The sequence below is a fragment of the Blautia sp. HCP3S3_B11 genome (assembly GCF_052064435.1).
In the GTDB taxonomy this organism is placed as follows: Bacteria; Bacillota; Clostridia; order Lachnospirales; family Lachnospiraceae; genus Blautia_A.
In genome coordinates, this window is record NZ_JBQHVP010000005.1 from 141,688 (window position 1) to 161,012 (window position 19,325).

General features: G+C 41.0%; 14 protein-coding genes and 4 tRNA genes. 1 reads left to right on the plus strand and 17 read right to left on the minus strand.

Features of this window, described 5'->3' with window-relative positions; translation table 11 throughout:
- Positions 1 to 114 precede the first annotated feature (114 nt).
- From ACTNC0_RS05340 to ACTNC0_RS05405, 14 genes are all read right to left on the minus strand, one after another.
- Positions 115 to 456 (minus strand): hypothetical protein, encoded by a 342-nt coding sequence (locus ACTNC0_RS05340; protein WP_441086611.1) that lies wholly within the window; start codon positions 454 to 456, stop codon positions 115 to 117.
- 318 nt (positions 457 to 774) lie between these two features.
- Positions 775 to 848 (minus strand) — tRNA-Met (locus tag ACTNC0_RS05345).
- A gap of 16 nt (positions 849 to 864) precedes the next feature.
- A tRNA-Val gene (locus ACTNC0_RS05350) sits at positions 865 to 937 on the minus strand.
- A gap of 31 nt (positions 938 to 968) precedes the next feature.
- Positions 969 to 1,042, minus strand: a tRNA-Met gene (locus ACTNC0_RS05355).
- Positions 1,043 to 1,057: 15 nt separating this feature from the next.
- Positions 1,058 to 1,130 (minus strand) — tRNA-Val (locus ACTNC0_RS05360).
- 386 nt (positions 1,131 to 1,516) lie between these two features.
- A complete protein-coding gene (locus ACTNC0_RS05365; RefSeq protein WP_441086612.1) occupies positions 1,517 to 4,495 on the minus strand; it encodes a leucine-rich repeat protein in 2,979 nt (992 codons plus the stop codon).
- Between the two features lie 337 nt (positions 4,496 to 4,832).
- A complete protein-coding gene (locus tag ACTNC0_RS05370; protein WP_441086613.1) occupies positions 4,833 to 5,258 on the minus strand; it encodes a hypothetical protein in 426 nt (141 codons plus the stop codon).
- Positions 5,259 to 5,592: 334 nt separating this feature from the next.
- Positions 5,593 to 7,518: a protein kinase domain-containing protein gene (locus tag ACTNC0_RS05375; RefSeq protein WP_441086614.1), complete on the minus strand. Its 1,926-nt coding sequence runs from the start codon at positions 7,516 to 7,518 to the stop codon at positions 5,593 to 5,595.
- 235 nt (positions 7,519 to 7,753) lie between these two features.
- Positions 7,754 to 8,692 (minus strand): MetQ/NlpA family ABC transporter substrate-binding protein, encoded by a 939-nt coding sequence (locus ACTNC0_RS05380; RefSeq protein ID WP_441086615.1) that lies wholly within the window; start codon positions 8,690 to 8,692, stop codon positions 7,754 to 7,756.
- Between the two features lie 71 nt (positions 8,693 to 8,763).
- Complete coding sequence (locus tag ACTNC0_RS05385) at positions 8,764 to 9,423, minus strand: methionine ABC transporter permease (RefSeq protein WP_008707324.1); 660 nt, start codon at positions 9,421 to 9,423, stop codon at positions 8,764 to 8,766.
- Positions 9,410 to 10,465: a methionine ABC transporter ATP-binding protein gene (locus ACTNC0_RS05390; protein ID WP_019162464.1), complete on the minus strand. Its 1,056-nt coding sequence runs from the start codon at positions 10,463 to 10,465 to the stop codon at positions 9,410 to 9,412. The genes ACTNC0_RS05385 and ACTNC0_RS05390 overlap by 14 nt, the downstream gene beginning before the upstream one ends.
- A gap of 768 nt (positions 10,466 to 11,233) precedes the next feature.
- Positions 11,234 to 11,743 (minus strand): Abi family protein, encoded by a 510-nt coding sequence (locus ACTNC0_RS05395; RefSeq protein WP_441086616.1) that lies wholly within the window; start codon positions 11,741 to 11,743, stop codon positions 11,234 to 11,236.
- Positions 11,709 to 11,903 (minus strand): hypothetical protein, encoded by a 195-nt coding sequence (locus ACTNC0_RS05400; protein WP_441086617.1) that lies wholly within the window; start codon positions 11,901 to 11,903, stop codon positions 11,709 to 11,711. The genes ACTNC0_RS05395 and ACTNC0_RS05400 overlap by 35 nt, the downstream gene beginning before the upstream one ends.
- Before the next feature lie 509 nt (positions 11,904 to 12,412).
- A complete protein-coding gene (locus ACTNC0_RS05405; protein ID WP_026648311.1) occupies positions 12,413 to 16,177 on the minus strand; it encodes a phosphoribosylformylglycinamidine synthase in 3,765 nt (1,254 codons plus the stop codon).
- Between the two features lie 312 nt (positions 16,178 to 16,489).
- On the opposite strand from ACTNC0_RS05405, the gene ACTNC0_RS05410 reads away from it, so the two are divergent.
- Positions 16,490 to 17,359 carry a LysR family transcriptional regulator gene (locus ACTNC0_RS05410; protein WP_441086618.1) on the plus strand — a complete coding sequence of 290 codons (870 nt, stop codon included), beginning with the start codon at positions 16,490 to 16,492 and terminating at the stop codon, positions 17,357 to 17,359.
- 124 nt (positions 17,360 to 17,483) lie between these two features.
- Here the strand turns inward: ACTNC0_RS05410 and ACTNC0_RS05415 are convergent, their stop codons facing one another.
- From ACTNC0_RS05415 to ACTNC0_RS05425, 3 genes are all read right to left on the minus strand, one after another.
- Positions 17,484 to 18,317: a P-loop NTPase gene (locus tag ACTNC0_RS05415; RefSeq protein ID WP_441086619.1), complete on the minus strand. Its 834-nt coding sequence runs from the start codon at positions 18,315 to 18,317 to the stop codon at positions 17,484 to 17,486.
- Between the two features lie 180 nt (positions 18,318 to 18,497).
- Positions 18,498 to 18,845 carry a metal-sensing transcriptional repressor gene (locus ACTNC0_RS05420; RefSeq protein ID WP_118136634.1) on the minus strand — a complete coding sequence of 116 codons (348 nt, stop codon included), beginning with the start codon at positions 18,843 to 18,845 and terminating at the stop codon, positions 18,498 to 18,500.
- Between the two features lie 206 nt (positions 18,846 to 19,051).
- On the minus strand, positions 19,052 to 19,279 hold the full coding sequence (locus ACTNC0_RS05425) for a hypothetical protein (RefSeq protein WP_117675225.1): 228 nt from the start codon (positions 19,277 to 19,279) through the stop codon (positions 19,052 to 19,054).
- Positions 19,280 to 19,325: the final 46 nt, after the last annotated feature.

Genomic DNA, 19,325 nt, shown 5'->3' on the forward strand with positions numbered 1-19,325 from the left:
ATTTGTCAACCCTGAATTTCATTCAATAACATATTTTTATCATTATCAGTTACTGTTCACTGGTAGTATCGAAATCTCAACAGGCTTCACATCCAGACTTATTGTTCCTGCGCATTACAATGCCATATTTTTTTCTACTGCCTGCATTCTGTTCTCAAGATTTGCAACATGTTCTATCAGATAACTGGTCTGTACTGTATTCACATGATTATTATGTGCTGCTTCTACGGCTTCATTGAATTTTTTCACCAGATATCCATGATTTTCCGCTAAAATTGAAATATTTCTGTCAGTTACATTTTCAAGATGAAGTTTAACACCGTTTACTTCTTCTTTTAAATCGCAAATATCCTGCTGTAACGGTTCAATAGCTTTCTGAACAGTAGCTTCTACTGTTTCTTTTACCGTATCTTCCATCATTTCCCTTAACATTTTCATATCGTTTTTGTCCAGCATGTTTCTCACCTCCTGATCTGTTTACTTATCATTTCGTTCTTTTTCTGCTGATTATAACAAGTTCCGGATGTGAAGTCTATTCAATTTTCAATATTCCATGTATAACCATTTTCCATATTTACGTTTCTATAGTACATTTCATAATTCTTCTGTATCATAATTGTTTTCAGGGTAAATATCATAAAGAAACAATTTGTCAATCGGATATTCGCAATTGAAGCAGGGAACTTACTTGATTCAGTTAAATTGATTTATTCAGAAATGAAAAAAAGCCCACAAACCCCTATCCAGGTTTATAGACTTATCTTTCGTAATTAGTAGCGAGAGGGGGATTCGAACCCTCGACACCACGGGTATGAACCGTGTGCTCTAGCCAACTGAGCTATCTCGCCATTTTCTTTTAAGATATGGAACCTATAGGGCTCGAACCTATGACCCTCTGCTTGTAAGGCAGATGCTCTCCCAGCTGAGCTAAGATTCCATATTTGTTGGTAACAGATTTCTCTGTCAAGTAGCGAGAGGGGGATTCGAACCCTCGACACCACGGGTATGAACCGTGTGCTCTAGCCAACTGAGCTATCTCGCCATTTTCTTTAAGATATGGAACCTATAGGGCTCGAACCTATGACCCTCTGCTTGTAAGGCAGATGCTCTCCCAGCTGAGCTAAGATTCCATATTGTGCTTGTTTCAGGCGGCTTATTTGTTGTCCGCTCCGTAACTTGCTTTGCTATTATATAATGGATTTTGTCGGATGTCAACACCTTTTTTGAAACTTTTTTAATTTTTTTTATTTTTCTAATTGTTTATACATTTTTAATCCATCTTATCACCTGAATTTTCCAAAGAAATACAGGTAAATGAAACCCGGAAACAGAATTGCTCATGACAACAACTCTGATGTACCGACAAGTTGATTCTTGAAACAATCTTGTCGGTACACTAATTCCGGGCTTCTTCTTCAAGAACTGTCTTTTCATGTGTAGCAGAAATTTTTACTGATTCTGCCTCTATATAATTTTAACTGTATGGTTTTAGCTATATAATCTTTGTTTCTATTTCTTATTTTGTAATCTTTACAGAATTTTTCTGTCCTTTGCCCTTGAAAAGCTTCTGGTATGCACTTAATTTTGCTGCCGGAACTTTGATTACTGCCTTAGCAGAAATTCCCTTTAATGCAGATGCTCCTACTGTTTTGAGCACTTTAGAATTAACTGTAATGGAAGTCAGCGCTTTACATCCGTTAAACGCCTGTTTTCCAATTGTGGTTACTTTGGATCCTATCGTGACTTTTTTCAGTTTTGTGCAGCCATTAAATGCTTTATCACCAATTGCTGTTACATTAAATGTATAACCATTAATTTTTACTGTTGCAGGAACAGATGCACTTGTAAGAGTTTTCTCCTCTGCCGGAGCATAAACGCTTACTGTTCCATTCTTGTATGCGGATTTAGTTACCTTGTATTTCAGGTTTCCGGATGTGTATACCTTTCCTTTTGCCGGAATCTCCGCAATTTCAAAATTCTGGATCGCTGTGCCAACATAATTGCCTTTACCTGTAATGATCACAGATGCTGTGGAGCCGGCTTTTGTGTTATTTGCATAGGAAACGGTGTAGTCTGTTCCGGCTTTCAGTTTCTTGCCGTTTAAGGTTACTGTTACTGACGGTTTAAGCGCCTTACCTGCATAAAGTTGAGTCTTGATTGTAGAAATTTGTGCAGATGCGATGCTGTTCAGAGATTGACCTGAGAACTCATAGTATGCAGGAATCTCAACAGCTTTTATTTTCTCTTCATTTGTCCACCAGTCTACATAAAATAAACGATGTTTATTTCCATCAATTCCGGCTGTTAAACCTTCGAATTCATCCAGATGAATGTATCGGGGAAGTACTACTCCATATTTTTTCTCACCATTTACATCAAATCTAAACTGCGCCAGAAGTCTGTTTGTAGAATATTCTTCATCCAGACTAGCATTGACTGTAACAAGATTTATTTCTTCATTCTTGTATATTTTTGTAAAGTAAAACCAGTCATTATCCTCTGTCTCATCCCATGCATACCTATATGTTGGATCAAAACAGTCTTTCGATACAGGAACGCCTGCTGCCTGCGCTTCTTTTGTATCAAACTGTCGAACGATCAGATTTCTTGAATATGTCTCACCTTCCGTTTCATATGTACCAAGTTTCAATGCTCCACCTATATACAGCTGCGCTGTCTGTTTTCCGTTTGTTCCAAGATAAATCTGCGGAATTGCTGTCTGAGAGTATTCTGCACTGTCAATTTCACCAAATTTCAGATAAGCTCCCGGCTGTCCATAAATGGTTATTTCCGGATTAATCACTGCTTTCTCAAAATTCAGATATTCAGATACAACCAGACATACACCCTCTTCTGATGTCAGTTCTTTACAGTTCAGGCTCTTCACTACAGCATCCGCAATCTTAATTTTATCTGCTGTTACATTTGCATTTAATCTGGCATTCATAAGTTCCACTTCTCCAGAGCCTGTAAAGGTTAAAGTATTCGCCTTTACAAGAATCCTGGACAGTGACAGTTTCTTGCCTGCCGGAACATTTACAGAAGAAATTGAAGCCGGAACAAAATTATCTGTATCTGTGCTTTCGTCATAATTATTCTGTCCCTCTATCTTCAGTGCTTTCGCAGCACTTGGAACAGTAAGCGTTCCACTGATCTTGGTGTTAGCTTTCATATTCATCAGATAATAGCCACTGGCATTGTTCTTCTTCTGATATGCATTTATATATCTTTCCGCCTGTGCTGTCGGTGCGACATTAATCCACACACATCCTCCATCAGGGAATTCTGCCCTTCCGTGTGCCTCGAAAATCTCCTTTGCTGACATTCCTTCACAATCCCGGAATTCCTGAAGATCAACCGCATTATCTTTATCCGGATTCCAGATTTTTCCATTCATATCCTGAGTCGTACCATCTTCTGAATAGACCCAAATTCTGGAAAGCATTTCCACGATATCTTCATCAGACATATCATATTTCACTGCCTGTGTACCAGCCGGAACAGGAATATCTTCCCATTCACCTTTCTCATCTGATGTCTTATATATAATTCCAATTCCGTAAGGACTGCTCCACTTCTCTCCATTTTCATTTTCAAACTCGCCAGTACCCCAGTCAAATGTTTTATGGAATACCGGAGCAGTCTTACTGTTTATAATGTGTATAAAAAAAGCATTTTCATCCTGTGGATTGTTTTTGATATTATCCGTTTCATTGTAAATATTAAAAAATTCACTGGCACCAAATACCTGCAGATCATGGCTGTTATTTCTCAGATATATATTTTCTACTCCGGAAATACCACCTATCGCATTATTCTGCCCACAAAAGATCACTTTATCATCGGAACCTGTTCCTTTTAATACGCTTCTCATATCCTGACAGAAGAAAGTTGTCGTTCCTTTTCCTTCTTTGATTTCAATCGTCTCTGGCGGATCTATCATACCCCAGAATACGATGTTTCCGTTCGGTGTAATACTTCTGGCTCTTGCATTCTCCACCAGTACTATCATCCCTTCAGGAGCCACAAAGTCTGCTGCGTCTTCCAGATCCTGGACGCTTACAAAACAGTATCCTGTATTTTCTCCTTCGATACTGTTTAACGCATTTAAAAAAGTAGTGTCTTCTACTGTTTTCATGTCCACTTCCGGACGTTCTTCATTCTGCAGGGCATTATTGTACTGTTCCTCTGTTATATATGCCACTTCAAAAGATCCTTTTACCTGTTTAGCACCTGCTGCGTCTGTCGATGCCTCTGATTCTTCTGATGTAAATCCGTCCACTTCCGGCGCTTCGTCCGTATCAAAATCTGATACTTCTTCCCCGGATGTCCAGATTTCTGCCGTATCCTCTGCTTCGGCTTCTTCCTCTGTGCCCTGCATCTCTACAGTTTCTTCCCCCGAAGAAAATTCTGCGCCCATAACAGCTGCGCTTTCTGCCATAGGTGTTATGCACATAAGTGCTGCCAACAATAATGCAACTTGTTTTTTCTTCATACGTAAAACCCTCCTTTTTCTGGATTTGAGTGTAGTCAATCGGATATTCGCAATCCGCTTTCGCTACTTGCTCATAACCAAATAACTGCTTCGCAGTTTATCAGAAGGGGCTTGTACCCCTTCTGATACAAGCAAGTCCCCACCCACTGCTTATTGCTCTTCGCAATTGAAGCAGGGGACTTACTTGATTTGGTTAAAAAAAGCACCCTGCAAGATGTAATCGCAGCTTGCACAATTTGCGAGAATGATTTTTTTAGTACCTCTGTAATTTTATACACTGCCATCTTCATTTTTGACAGCGTTCAGAATCCCTTCAGGGATATCTTTCAAAAATATTTTACAGTAAAATCTCTTCCCCTATTTCATCCAGGAAGCTGTTCATCTCTTCTAGTGTCATCTTCTCTTCCAGTCCATAAATAATTGCTGCATCGTAACGTACGCGCGGATAAAGTCTCGGCTTCTGACCGATATCCAGAAGCCTTTGTGTATCCGACAGATCAAGAGAAAGGAGAAACGCACACTGCAGTAGTATTTTCCTTGTGGGGATTCGCTGACCGCCAAACAGTTTTCGTGCATAGGATTCTTCCAGATTCAGCTTTCGCACAATGTCTTTCTTTTTCATTCCACGCTCTTCGATTATATGCTCAAGATAAAGCCCTACCTCTACCTTGTTTCCTCGTTCCCTTGCAAAATATGCGGCGCCTTCCTCTTTTATCATTCCCATGATTTCTTCTGTTTCTTTCATTTCTTCTGTTTCTTTCATTTCTTCTCACACCTCTTTCCTGTTCATATCTCCCTTCTGCCAAAACCCGAGGTTATATTTTTTGATCTTTACCACTATCCGTTATCTGATGACTGATCCATAAGTCAATCGGATATTCGCAATCCGCTTTCGCTACTTGCTCATAACCAAATAACTGCTTCGCAGTTTATCAGAAGGGGCTTGTACCCCTTCTGATACAAGCAAGTCCCCACCCACTGCTTATTGCTCTTCGCAATTGAAGCAGGGGACTTACTTGATTTGGTTAAAAAGCAGATATGATACTGTTAAGTGTACCATATCTGCCCATTTTAGAGCGGGACAATTTTGTCCCTTTTTATGTATAAATTTCAAAATCAGGGGAAGAATCTATCTTCATGATTTCTTCTTTTTGTTCCTCTGTACAGTGTACCTCCGTCAGTCCCGAATGTCCAAACAGCGGTTCAAAATTTTTAATATCTGCATTGGAAATATCTATTACCTGCAGATTCTTTGCTCCTGTGACAGGAGACAGATCTTTCACCGGACTGAAACTCACTGACAGGAAATTTAATGAAGGAAACTGTTCGATTCCTTCCAACGAAGAAATCTGTGTTGTGAATGCAAGTGTCTCCAGCTGTGTCATCCCTTTCAATGGTTTCAGATTCTCCAGTATGGTACTATCCCCCCACATGAACAGCGCCTTTAAGGTACTCATCTGCGAAAGAGTTTCGGCAGCCGCCTCATTTACATCACACATGCACAGAGTATCCAGTTTCTTCATCTCTGTCAATGGCTCAAATATATTGTTTTCTACTTCCACATTACTCATATCCAGGTAATCCAGGCTCAGATTTTTCAGAAAGTCTATATCTGTCAGATTCATCCCCTGTATATTTAATCTTAAAATGCCTGTGCATTCTCCAATCACTGACAGATTCTCTGCCGGATTCTCCATAATACAGAGGGTATCCAGATCTATCAGATTCAAAAGCACAGAGAAATCTGTGATCATATTCTTGCTCAGATAAAGTTTTTTCAAAGGCAGCTCTTTTAGCCCGGAAATATCTTCGATTTTCTGGTTACACAGCGCAAGTTCCTCCAGATTTACCATTTGTGCCAGATCCGAAAGATCTGTAATATTTCCGCGCACAGATCCGAAGCTGCTGTCCTTTCCATCCACATGGTGGCCTTCACCCCAGAATGTGTCCTCATCATCAAGAATTTCTTTTCCGACAATGCGGAGTTTCCTTACATTCTCCAGCATAGAGGCAGTTATTTTGTCTGTCTTTGAAAGCCCCAGTTCCTTGCGCACGGCTTCTTCTATCAATTCTTCTCTGAAGGTTATCTCTGCCTGTATCTGTTCTTCTGCCGCACTCTGTTCTGCCGTTTCAATCCTTTTGTTTTCAATCACTGTGCCATCCGGGGAAAAAATTGCCAGTATATAACCTGCTGCAATCAGTCCAAAGACTGCGCCTGCCTTTTTATAAACCTTTTTTCTATTGTTCGCCTGACATTTCTCAACTGCTCTCCTTAATTGCGCAGCATCCCCATATCTTTTATCAGGCTCAAAAGAGCAGGCCTTCTCTATGATCTTTTTCATTCTCCGGCTCACTGCACACTCAGAAAGCTGATTCATTTCATAGCTCTCTGAAACCATATACAGCATTGTCTGTCCGATTGCATACACATCTGTACGCTGGTCTGTCTGTGTATAGCCATACTGCTCTGGCGCCGCAGTTCCTCTGGTACCCACCACAAAAGTATCACGCGACCCATCTTTTTTATAACTGCGCATAGTACCGAAATCAATGAATACCACCTCACCACCAGGTGTGACCACTATATTCTCCGGTTTTATATCCCGGTGTATCATAGGCTCATCCGGATTCTGAAACTGCTCTGCTGTCTGGCATATCTTCCTGCTGATCCTGCAGATTTCCGCTTCTGATATGCCACCTTTTTGCAGAACCATCTGAGCCAGAGACATTCCCTCTATATATTCCCTTACCAGATACACTTCGCCATTTTCTTCAAATATCCTGTATGCCTTTGGAATCCCGGACAATTTCCTGTCCGCCATTTTTTTCATGATTTCCATTTCATTGCGCAGAAACTCCGTCTGCCTGTTACGCCCCCATTTAAGCACGCACAGGATTCCGGTAGCTGTCTCTTTCACCAGGAAAGTGGATGAATCTTCGCTTTCCTTCAGACATTCATATACAGTCCAGTGTTCTTGCATGTCTTCTGGCAAATAATCGTTCCATATCTTGTTCTCTTTCATACAATCTCTCCTGCTTTGGTATAACCGATCGCCGACAATCAAAAATGGGTCACATTTTTTCGCGTCACTATGATAATTTTATATCAGTTTCCCGATAAATCGGATTGTCTGTCGCTTTTTATAGAATTACTATAGATTGTATCAGAAAACTTATGGAAATCCTATATGTTTTTGCACAAAAAAAAAGATTCCCTCTCCAGTTTTACCTGAAAAAGGAATCTCCTGTTATCTTTACTTATTCAGCGTCTTCTGCTGTGTCAGTTGTATCTGCATTTTCTTCTGCTGTGTCATCTGCATTGTCTGCGTCTTTGCTGTCTGCATCATCTGCATCTTCTGTATCTGTTTCTTCTGCATCTGAGCTTTCTTCAAAAGGAATTACTGCACCATCATATTTCTCATTGATAAAATCTTTAATCTCATCAGATTTCAGTACATCTACAAGTGCCTGAATCTTGTCGCTGTCTTCATTGCCTTCTTTTACTGCGATTACGTTTACATATGTCTTTGCTGCTTCAGAATCAGATTTCTCATATGCAAGTGCATCTTTCCCTACTGAGAATCCTGCTTCCAGAGCATAGTTTCCGTTTAATACCACATAAGCTGTCTCACCTGTAACACGTGCTACCTGTGCTGCTTCCAGCTCTACGATTTCTACATTGTGAGGATTCTCTGCAATATCCTTAACAGTTGCATTTAATCCTGCACCCTCTTTCAGTGTGATGATTCCGTTATCCTGGAGAAGAAGAAGTGCTCTTGCTTCGTTTGTGGTATCATTTGGTACTGCAATGGAATCTCCGTCTTCCAGATCATCCAGGCTGTCTTTTGTTCCAGGATAGATTCCGAATGGCTCATAATGAATGCCACCTGCATTTACAAGGTGTGTACCCTTCTCCTCATTAAACTGATCCAGATATGGAATATGCTGGAAGTAGTTCGCATCAAACTCTCCGCTCTCAACTACCTCGTTTGGTCTTACATAGTCATCAAATACAGTAACTTCAAGTTCATATCCTTCTTTCTCAAGAAGCGGTTTTGCCTCCTCAAGGATCTCTGCGTGAGGTGTTGCAGATGCTGCAACTGTGATGGTTTTGTCATCATCCTTTGCATAAACGCCTGTGCTTAATGTTCCTGCCACTAATACTCCTGTTAAAACTGCTGCCACTAATTTTTTCATAATAATTGTCCTCCTGAATTTTATATTTTAACTTTTTTCATAACCATTTTATAATCAACGATTTCTTAAAACTACTTTCTTCTGTCAATCTTATTTGCGATCATCATTCCCACTGACTGGAAAATCTGCACCAGAACTACCAGCAGAATAACTGTGACGATCATAATATCTGACTGATATCTGTAATATCCATAGCGGATGGCGATATCTCCAAGTCCGCCTCCTCCTACTGCACCGGACATGGCTGAATAACCAAGGATAGTTCCGATTGCAATCGTTGCTCCTGTGATAAGTGAAGTTCTGGCTTCTACCAGAAGAACCTTCACGATGATCCTTATATTGCTGGCACCCATAGCTCTGGCTGCCTCGATCACACCTGCATCCACCTCTTTAATAGAAGATTCCACCATTCGTGCGATAAAAGGAATGGCTGCCACTACCAGTGGCACTACCGTTGCTGTAGATCCATAGCTCTTTCCCACCACTGCTCTGGTAAAAGGAATCAACAGGATCAGTAAGATCAGAAACGGAATACTTCTCACAATATTTGCGATGGCATCCAGTATCTTATACAACACTGCATTTGGTTTCAGTCCCTCTTTATCAGACACTGCCAGCAGCACTCCCATAGGAAGTCCGAACAGGTATCCCAGAACTGTGGAAAGAACTGTCATGTAAAGTGTTTCTCCCACACCCTGGACGATCATCATTATTGTCTCATGATCCCACATATTCTGTCACCTCCCCGATTGCTAAACCTTTTTCTTTCAGATACTGTTTCATCATTTCTGTCCTGGTACTGCCCTCCATAAACTCCAGTATCATCTCTCCCTTGGCTACACCACCTACATTCTTGGTATCTGCCTTCAGGATATTTACCGGTTCTCCGAAGGTAAGGATCAGATTTGCGATCACAGGCTCAAAAGCTGAATTCTCAGAGAATACGATTCGTATCTTCTCACCGCTTTTAATCTCTGCCTGTCCTTTTTCCCTGCCTGCATCCAGTCTGCTGTCTGCGTCGATATCAGAGCCTGTATCCTTTCGGATCAGTTCTTTGGCAACCTCTGACTGAGGATTTGCAAAAATATCTGCAACCAGTCCTTTCTCAACCACTTCACCCTCATACATGATCGCCACATGTGTACAGATTTCACGCACAACCGACATCTGATGAGTAATGATCACTATGGTGATTCCAAACTGCTTATTAATCTTTTTCAGCAATTCCAGAATGGAAGAAGTAGTCTGCGGATCCAGTGCACTGGTAGCCTCGTCACAAAGTAAAATCTTCGGATCCGATGCAAGTGCTCTTGCAATGGCAACCCTCTGCTTCTGACCACCGGAGAGCTGTGCAGGATAAGCATTCTGCCTGTCTCCCAGACCAACGATCTCCAAAAGCTCTGCTGCCCTCTTTCTGGCCTCTGCCTTCTTCTTTCCTTTTATATAAAGTGGAAAACAGACATTATCAATCACCGACTTCTGCATCAGCAGATTAAAATGCTGAAAGATCATACCGATCTCTTCCCTCTGTTTTCTTAATTCCTTCTCTGTCAAATCTCCAAGAGCCTTCCCATCTATCAGAACCTGTCCCTCTGTAGGAACCTCCAGAAAATTCATACATCGTACCAATGTACTCTTACCTGCCCCCGACATACCGATAATTCCATATATATCACCGGAATCAATATTCAGGTTCACATCCTTCAAAGCCTCGACCACGCCATCCTTCGTGTCAAAAGACTTCCGGACCTTCTCAATCACAATCCCAGACATCTCATTCTCCCTCTCTCTTATTCCCCGCTCCGTTGAGCATGAACATACTATACCACTACACTTCTGATTATGCCAATTCATAATACCTAGTGCCAGTTATAGTTTAAAGCTATATTTTTATCGCTTTAACGCATTAAAATCTATATCTCTTGAATTTCTTTCAGCTTACAGAAACAATATTATTTTTAATCTCCAATAAAACAGTCATATCTAATTATTGTGGATTTATTCAGAAAAAAGCAGCAGGAGAAAGATCATATTCCTTTCATCCTACTGCTTATTGCTTTTCGCACCCCCCGCAAGGGACTTACTTGATTCGGTTAAAGACCATATTCCTTATATAGTTGCTCACGTCTTTTAGAATCTGTTGATACAATCGGGATTTCTTCAGTTCTCTGATCCTAAACCAGTCGAGTAATCAGGCTTCCCAGTCGAGCTTCTCCCTCTGCTTTAAGTCTTTCAGATTCCAATTCCAGAACTTTTCCTCCCATAATATCACCTATTCCCTTCCGAGCATTGTCATCTTCGCGGAAAATATAATCCGCAATTTTTATAATTAGTTTTGTCAAATCTGTATTTACCATTAATAATGGTAAATACAGACAAATAATTGATTTTCTCCGAAAGGCATCTGCAATTAGTGAAAATTGTAATTTTTAAATCCTAAAGTTAGCATCAACACTTGCCATCACAAAAAGAAAGGCGCTGGATTATACCCAGCCATCCATACAAGGAATGCTGTACATTAACCAGCGTTTCCATTATTTATCACAGACTATTTTTCATAATTTCCATATAGTTTTCCGGAAATCCAATCAAGTTCAAATCAATATCATCACTATACTCACTTATCACATTTTCCACGTTTTGAATCAAAGATTTTTTACTACTCTCATCTGGTAATCTTTTTAACAGGACAAGCGTATACGCAAATAATGAATTATTCTTTATTTCTGGATGTTTTCTCAAAAATGATGTTGTAAACTTTGCCGGAGGATTAAAATCTGTATTATACATTCTAGCCGCATGTGCACATTTATTTCGTAAAACCGATAAACAATGAAGATGATTTTCTAACGTATCTCTTCCAGTACCAACCATATGAGCAATAGCATCTTTTTCTGAATAATACATAGAACTATATAATTTAGACATATTAGAAAAAGACATTAATTCCACAATAACCCACAATGGCATTTTACTAGAGTATTTTATTTTATGATGCTTCACAATCAGACTATCTTTATAATAATTTTTCTCCCTGCTGAAATTTTCCATAAGAAGGATCTTGTCTGAATTGTAAAGCATAACCCGTAAAACGATAATAATTTACTCTTTTCAAAATATCTTTTGCTTTTTCTCTGTCTCTGATAATCATCCCATGGGCAGCTAACTTATCCAATTGCTCATCAAAGGTCAATGGCTTTTTCAAATCCATAAAATCACTCCTTAACGTAAAAAAGCTGAGCACAAGTCTCAGCTTGGTCCCCAATGCCAAAAAGGCTTCGGGCAACTCTGTTACATATAGTATATTCAAAAAGCCCCGAAATTGCAATAGTTTTTATTATTTTCATCAATAAAAATCTATAACATTGCATCTAAGCAGTTCATTACTACTATAGTAATTTCCTCAAATGCCTTAGTAGTCTAAACTGCAACAAATTCAATGCTTTCCGGCATATTCTGCCCCGTGGCGACCTTCACACTCAAAAAAGGGCGCTGCCCAAGCAGCCGCCCTTTCGTTAAATCATATCTTTTTTTAGAGACTATACTCTAATCTTCTTCACTTCCCACTTCACAACCTACCCAACCAGGCAAATCCGCAAAGTTAATACTCTCCTCCACACCACAATCCCAGCGCTCCCAAAAAGAAGCGCAAGGGTGGAGTCCAGAGGAGGGACAGCGCTTTCTGTCCTTCCTCTGGGAACCTTCCGTCTGGAAAATATTTTACTTAAAATATTCCACACCAGACTCGAATATTTTAATATCCTGCTCCCCATAGATATTAATAGCAACTCCGTCCCCGCGACGTTCGCTATGTGCCATCTTACCAAGGATACGTCCATCCGGGCTGGTAATACCTTCAATGTTCATATAAGAACCATTGACATTCCATTCTTCATCAACACTGAGCTGTCCATCCGGAGTTACATACTGAGTTGCAACCTGTCCGTTTGCAAACAGCTTCTGCAGCCATTCTTCATTTGCAACGAAACGTCCTTCACCATGTGAAGCCGGGTTACAGTATACACCGCCAAGCTGTGCCTTCTGCAGCCAAGGAGATTTATTACTAACAACCTTAGTATAAACCATCTTGGAGATATGGCGTCCGATAGTATTAAATGTCAGTGTAGGAGAATCTGCTTTCTGTCCGCAGATTTCACCGTAAGGTACAAGACCAAGCTTGATCAGAGCCTGGAATCCGTTACAGATACCAAGTGCCAGACCGTCTCTTTCATTGATCAGCTTCATAACAGCTTCTTTGATCTTCGCATTCTGGAATGCAGTTGCAAAGAATTTCGCAGAACCATCCGGTTCGTCACCTGCGGAGAATCCGCCCGGGAACATGATGATCTGTGCCTGATCGATTGCTTTCTCAAAAAGCTCTACAGAATCATGGATATCTTCAGCAGTCAGGTTCTTGAATACTTTTACATCCACTTCCGCACCTGCGCGTTCAAACGCACGTGTGCTGTCATACTCGCAGTTTGTTCCAGGGAATACAGGAATAAATACACGTGGTTTTGCAACTTTGTTCTTGCATACATAGATGCTGTCTGCACGATAAAGCTTCTCATCTCTGTCAGCCGCCTCTTTGTCATTCTCAGAAGAAACTGTCTTAAATACTTTTTCCAGAGTACCTTTCCATGCATTTTCAGCTTCGTCTACAGTGATCACTGTATTTCCATAGGAGAAGTTACCGTCAGCAGTTACTTCACCGATCACTGTATAAGTGATGGAAAGCTCACCAACCTTACCATCCGGAACTTCCAGGATAATATCACCAAATCCAGGTGCAAAGAAATCTCTCGGATCAAGGTTATGCTCGATCTTCACGCCCATGCCGTTACCAAATGCCATCTTTGCAACTGCAGCTGCAATACCATGGCGGTCAAGTGCATAAGCAGAAACAACTTTGCCGTCCTGCATATCTTTATGAAGTTTTTCATACTGATCCATGATTCCTGCATAATCCGGCAGATCATACTGATCCTTCGGTGCGCGAAGCCATACCAGTTTGTTTCCTGCTTTCTTTAATTCCGGTGTGATCACATCCTGGATCTTCGCAACGTCAACAGCGAAAGATACCAGTGTCGGAGGTACATCAATATCATTGAATGTACCGGACATACTGTCCTTACCACCGATGGATGGAAGTCCGAATCCCATCTGTGCTGCATAAGCACCGAGAAGTGCTGCGAAAGGCTGGCTCCATCTCTTAGGATCTTCTGTCATACGGCGGAAATATTCCTGGAATGTGAAACGGATTTTCTTATAGTCACCGCCTGTTGCCACGATTCTTGCAACGGACTCTGTCACTGCATAAGCAGCTCCGTGATATGGGCTCCAGGAGGATAAATACGGGTCAAAGCCATAGCTCATCATGGTTACAGTATCTGTTTTACCATTCTGTACCGGAACCTTGGCAACCATGGACTGAGTCTCTGTAAGCTGATATTTACCACCGTATGGCATAAATACGCTGCCAGCTCCGATAGAACCGTCGAACATTTCCACAAGTCCTTTCTGAGAGCATACATTTAAGTCTGCCAGAGTTTCCATCCATTTAGCTTTTACATCAGCTACATCCGGGCGCTCTTCAAAGAGGTTGCCTTCTTTGTTGGGGATTTCTACTTCTACAGTTGTTTCCTGATGTGCACCGTTAGTATCCAGGAATGCACGGGAAATATTTACAATTTCTTTTCCTCTCCATACAAGTACCAGACGAGGATCCTCTGTTACAACTGCGACAGGAATTGCCTCCAGGTTTTCTTCATTTGCATAGCCAAGGAAAGTATCTACATCTTTCGGGTCAACTACTACAGCCATACGTTCCTGAGATTCGGAGATTGCGATCTCAGTTCCGTCAAGACCTGCATATTTCTTCGGAACCTTGTCAAGATCTACCCTCAGACCTGCTGCCAGCTCACCGATAGCAACGGAAACACCGCCTGCACCAAAGTCATTACATTTCTTGATAATATGGCTGACTTCTTCACGGCGGAACATACGCTGGATCTTACGCTCAGTAGGAGCATTACCTTTCTGCACCTCAGCGCCGCACACTTCGATAGAAGCTTCTGTATGAACCTTGGAAGAACCGGTAGCACCACCGATACCGTCACGTCCTGTACGTCCTCCAAGTAAGATAATGATATCTCCCGGATCAGAGTTCTCACGAATAACCGCACGTCTTGGAGCAGCACCCATAACAGCACCGATCTCCATACGTTTTGCCACATAATTTGGATGATAAACTTCTTTTACATAGCCTGTTGCAAGACCGATCTGGTTTCCATAGGAGCTGTAGCCATGAGCTGCGCTTCTTACCAGTTTCTTCTGCGGAAGTTTACCCTTGAGAGTTTCTTTTACAGAAACAGTAGGATCTGCCGCACCTGTTACACGCATTGCCTGATATACATAAGTACGTCCTGAAAGCGGGTCACGGATTGCACCGCCAAGGCAGGTAGCTGCACCACCGAATGGCTCGATCTCAGTAGGATGGTTATGTGTCTCATTCTTGAAGTTGATCAGCCATTCCTCTTCTTTACCGTCAACATCTACAGGAACTACAATACTGCAGGCATTGATCTCATCAGATTCTTCCTGATCAGCAAGCTTTCCTTCTGCTTTCAGTTTCTTCATAGCCATCAGAGCCAGGTCCATCAGGCAGACAAATTTGTCCTTACGGCCTTTGTAAAGTTCTTCTCTGTCAGCAAGATATTTCTTGTAAGTATCTACGATCGGTGCTTTGTAATCACCTTCGTCAAATTTTACATCTGTCAGTTCTGTGGAGAAGGTTGTGTGACGGCAATGATCAGACCAGTATGTATCAAGTACACGGATTTCTGTCATGGACGGGTCACGTTTCTCTTCTTCTTTGAAATAATGCTGGATATGCTGGAAATCCTTGAATGTCATGGCAAGATTTAAAGAATCATAAAGTTCCTTTAATTCTGCTTCCGGCATTTCCTTAAATCCGTCAAAAATCTTAACATCTTCCGGTTCCGGGAAAACAGTTACCAGTGTTTCCGGTTTCTGCAGACCTGTCTCACGGGAATCTACAGGGTTGATGCAGTGATGCTTGATAGCATCAAATTCTTCATCTGTGATAGTTCCTTCAATTACATAAGTAGTTGCGGAACGAATGATAGGCTGTGCATTCTCATCCAGGAACTGTACACACTGAACAGCAGAATCTGCTCTCTGGTCAAACTGTCCCGGTAAAAATTCTACAGAGAAGATGCGGGAGCCTTCTGCTGCCTCAAAATTCTCCAGATATAAATCATCTACAGGTGGCTCTGCAAAAACAGTTTTGCATGCTTTATCAAAAACTTCATCAGAAATATTTTCTACATCATAGCGGATCAGCACACGTACTGCTGTTACAGATTTAATTCCCAGATAGCTGCTGACCTCATGTTTTAATTCCTTTGCCTGTACAGCGAAGGCCGGTTTCTTTTCTACATAGACACGTCTTACGTTACTCATAATATAATAGAAACTCCTTTCTTCTGTGTATCATATTCTCATACATCTGCTGTTGCAATCCTTCCTTCTGCGATCTGCATGCATCTCTCTTGTCAATCGGATATTCGCAATTGAAGCAGGGGACTTACTTGATTCGGTTAAATACACATTGCTGTATATAAAGCAATATACTTTTTACGCCTGCCATCACAGCTTGAACATTTGCTTTCTATATAGTATCATAAGAAATATCATTAGTAAAATTAATATATCTTATATCATTTATCTGTATATCTAATAAATATTGTAAACAATAAGAAAAGGAGTAAAACCATGGATATCAATCTGGAACTATATAAAGTTTTTTACTATGTTTCCACCACATTAAGTTTCTCCGAGGCCTCCAGACAGTTATTTATCTCTCAGTCAGCCGTCAGCCAGTCTGTCAAAACTTTGGAGAAAAAATTAAATCAGACACTTTTTATCCGAAGTACCAAGAAGGTAGTACTGACTCCCGAAGGTGAGCTATTGCTTCAGCATGTAAAACCAGCTTTGCAGCTTCTGGATGAAGGAGAGTCACTCCTGTCCGGCGATAATCTGATAAAAGGCCAGCTGCGCATTGCCGCCAGTGACACGATCTGCCGCTATTTTCTTATTGACTATCTGCAGAAATTTCATCAGATGTATCCAGATGTCAGGATCAAAGTTATCAACAGCACTTCTATCGGCTGCGTGGAGCTTCTGGAAAAAGGCCAGGCTGATCTGATTGTATGTAACTACCCAAATTCCAGGCTTGGCAGTCATTTTCGGATTCGTATATTAAAAGAATTTCAGGATGTATTTGTTGCAAACACAGACTACTTTCCTGTGCATATCGTACAGACTAAATTACAGGAGCTATTAAAATATCCCATTCTTATGCTCTCCCAGAAAAGCACGACCAGTGAATATCTGCACGAGGCATTTGCCGCCCACAATCTCAAGCTTCTTCCGGAAGTAGAGTTAAACAGCAATGACCTGCTTCTGGATCTGGCACGGATCGGACTTGGTATTGCCTGCATCCCTGATTATATGCTAAAAGAAAATGATCACCTGACACCTCTGTCATTAAAAGAGCCTCTGCCCAAACGCCAGCTTGTGCTTGCACAGCATGATAATCTATCTGTTTCACAGGCTGCAGAACGTTTTATAGAAATATTTTAGAGCGTATACACACTTTGTTTTATCAAGATAAATCCCCTGTCAGTTTGCAAAAAGCAATACCAAACAGGGGACTTGTCTGTATCAGATTATCTGATAACCATGATTAAATTTTTTAACAGCTGCCTTATTTCGGCATAACTGCCAAAGCATCTGTAATATACTGATTGTCAATTGCTGCAAAGAAACCGCCGTCTGCCTTTGTCGCATAGTCTATATCGATTGGCATTTTTCCAAGTACCGGAACGTTCAGCTCTGCTGCAATCTCGTCAATATGGCTCTCACCAAATACTTTGATCTCTTTTCCGCAGTCCGGACATTTCACATAGCTGTAGTTCTCCACGATTCCCAGTACCGGGATTTTCATCATTCCAGCCATGTTGAAGGCTTTCTTTACGATCATCTTAACTAGATCCTGTGGTGAAGTTACGATCACGATTCCTTCGATTGGCAGGGACTGGAATACAGTCAATGGAACATCACCTGTTCCAGGGGGCATATCCACAAACAGATAGTCTACATCGCCCCAGATAACGTCTGTCCAGAACTGTTTTACCATATTTGCAAGAACCGGTCCTCTCCAGATTACTGGAGTATCTTCTGTAGGAAGCAGAAGGTTGATGGACATTACCTTGATTCCGTTCTTCGTGATCATTGGATAAATGCCTTCATCATTTGCCATTGCTGCGCCTTTTAATCCATACATTTTCGGGATAGACGGACCTGTGATATCAGCATCCAGAATACCTACCTTGTATCCCTGAGCTGCCATCATATTTGCCAGAGAACCTGTTACGAAGGATTTACCTACGCCGCCTTTGCCACTGACTACTCCGATCACACGTTTTACATTTGAGTGAGCATTCATTTCCGCAAGGAAACTCTGTGGTCCGTTTGCTTTGGAAGAACAGCCCTCACAGCTTGATTTGTCACATGAAGTATTGCTACATTCTTTTGCCATAGTTACATTCTCCTTTATATTTACGTACCATGTAAGTACGCATATTACTTTTTATTCTGTCATTTTTCGATTTCTGTTCGCATGCCACTGTCCCGTCAACCATATTACTAAGAACAGGCTGAACAGCAGCTAACAGTTTTCAATAAAATGATACTCTCATCCATACACTGAAGCGACCGTTTATTTCATAAATCTATCGATTGCAATCTCAAGTTCCTTAATCGCATCTTTGTCACCATGTTCCACTGCATCTACAATACAATGCTCAATATGATCCTGCAGGATAATCTTGCCTGTATTATTAATGGCAGATTTTACTGCTGAAAGCTGTATCAGAACTTCACTGCAGTCTCGTCCTTCTTCTATCATACGTTTGATAGACTCCATGTGCCCGATTGCCCTAGACATACGATTCAATACTGCTTTTGTATGCGCATGACTATGGTGATGTACATGCTCTCCATGAGAATGCTCAACTACTGTACCATCCTCAAGCACATGTACATGTGTCTTTTGTTCTTCACCCATAATAGTTTCCTTTCTTTCTCAGAATAATCTGATTACGTTACTCTTCACTCCATTGTCAGTATCGGAATGCGAACAATAACCGGATTATCTATCAGACGGATCATATATTCAAAGATACAGTTCCATCTGCTTTACTGTCTGTACAGCATAAATATTACTGTTAACTCCGCGTCCAGTAACACGTAAATAATATTATACCACATTTATCAAATTTCTGTAAAGGAACAGCGCTGTTTTATTTGAGAAGTTATGATATCAAAAATAATCGTACCATCTTCCAGTACGGTTTTCTCGTAAGAAACCTCTTTACCCTTAAATTTGTTCTTAATGTATTCTTCCGGATCGTCCAGTTCCAGTTCTTCCACAAAAACATCCCGCATCTGATTGCGCGGACATTTATTAAAAATTTCCCATATTAATTCATATTCTTTCATTATCTTTCCACTTTCTGTATTTGAATATTTGTAATTTATTTTGACT

What these genes read in the sequence shown, in the direction of transcription:
- ACTNC0_RS05380 (WP_441086615.1), bottom strand. Translation starts at nt 8,692, where the DNA reads ATGAAAAAATTAGTGGCAGCAGTTTTAACAGGAGTATTAGTGGCAGGA.
- ACTNC0_RS05365 (WP_441086612.1), bottom strand. Translation starts at nt 4,495, where the DNA reads ATGAAGAAAAAACAAGTTGCATTATTGTTGGCAGCACTTATGTGCATA.
- ACTNC0_RS05385 (WP_008707324.1), bottom strand. Translation starts at nt 9,423, where the DNA reads ATGTGGGATCATGAGACAATAATGATGATCGTCCAGGGTGTGGGAGAA.
- ACTNC0_RS05415 (WP_441086619.1), bottom strand. Translation starts at nt 18,317, where the DNA reads ATGGCAAAAGAATGTAGCAATACTTCATGTGACAAATCAAGCTGTGAG.
- ACTNC0_RS05340 (WP_441086611.1), bottom strand. Translation starts at nt 456, where the DNA reads ATGCTGGACAAAAACGATATGAAAATGTTAAGGGAAATGATGGAAGAT.
- ACTNC0_RS05370 (WP_441086613.1), bottom strand. Translation starts at nt 5,258, where the DNA reads ATGAAAGAAACAGAAGAAATGAAAGAAACAGAAGAAATCATGGGAATG.
- ACTNC0_RS05395 (WP_441086616.1), bottom strand. Translation starts at nt 11,743, where the DNA reads ATGGAAAATTTCAGCAGGGAGAAAAATTATTATAAAGATAGTCTGATT.
- ACTNC0_RS05425 (WP_117675225.1), bottom strand. Translation starts at nt 19,279, where the DNA reads ATGAAAGAATATGAATTAATATGGGAAATTTTTAATAAATGTCCGCGC.
- ACTNC0_RS05400 (WP_441086617.1), bottom strand. Translation starts at nt 11,903, where the DNA reads ATGGATTTGAAAAAGCCATTGACCTTTGATGAGCAATTGGATAAGTTA.
- ACTNC0_RS05375 (WP_441086614.1), bottom strand. Translation starts at nt 7,518, where the DNA reads ATGAAAGAGAACAAGATATGGAACGATTATTTGCCAGAAGACATGCAA.
- ACTNC0_RS05390 (WP_019162464.1), bottom strand. Translation starts at nt 10,465, where the DNA reads ATGTCTGGGATTGTGATTGAGAAGGTCCGGAAGTCTTTTGACACGAAG.
- ACTNC0_RS05410 (WP_441086618.1), top strand. Translation starts at nt 16,490, where the DNA reads ATGGATATCAATCTGGAACTATATAAAGTTTTTTACTATGTTTCCACC.
- ACTNC0_RS05420 (WP_118136634.1), bottom strand. Translation starts at nt 18,845, where the DNA reads ATGGGTGAAGAACAAAAGACACATGTACATGTGCTTGAGGATGGTACA.
- ACTNC0_RS05405 (WP_026648311.1), bottom strand. Translation starts at nt 16,177, where the DNA reads ATGAGTAACGTAAGACGTGTCTATGTAGAAAAGAAACCGGCCTTCGCT.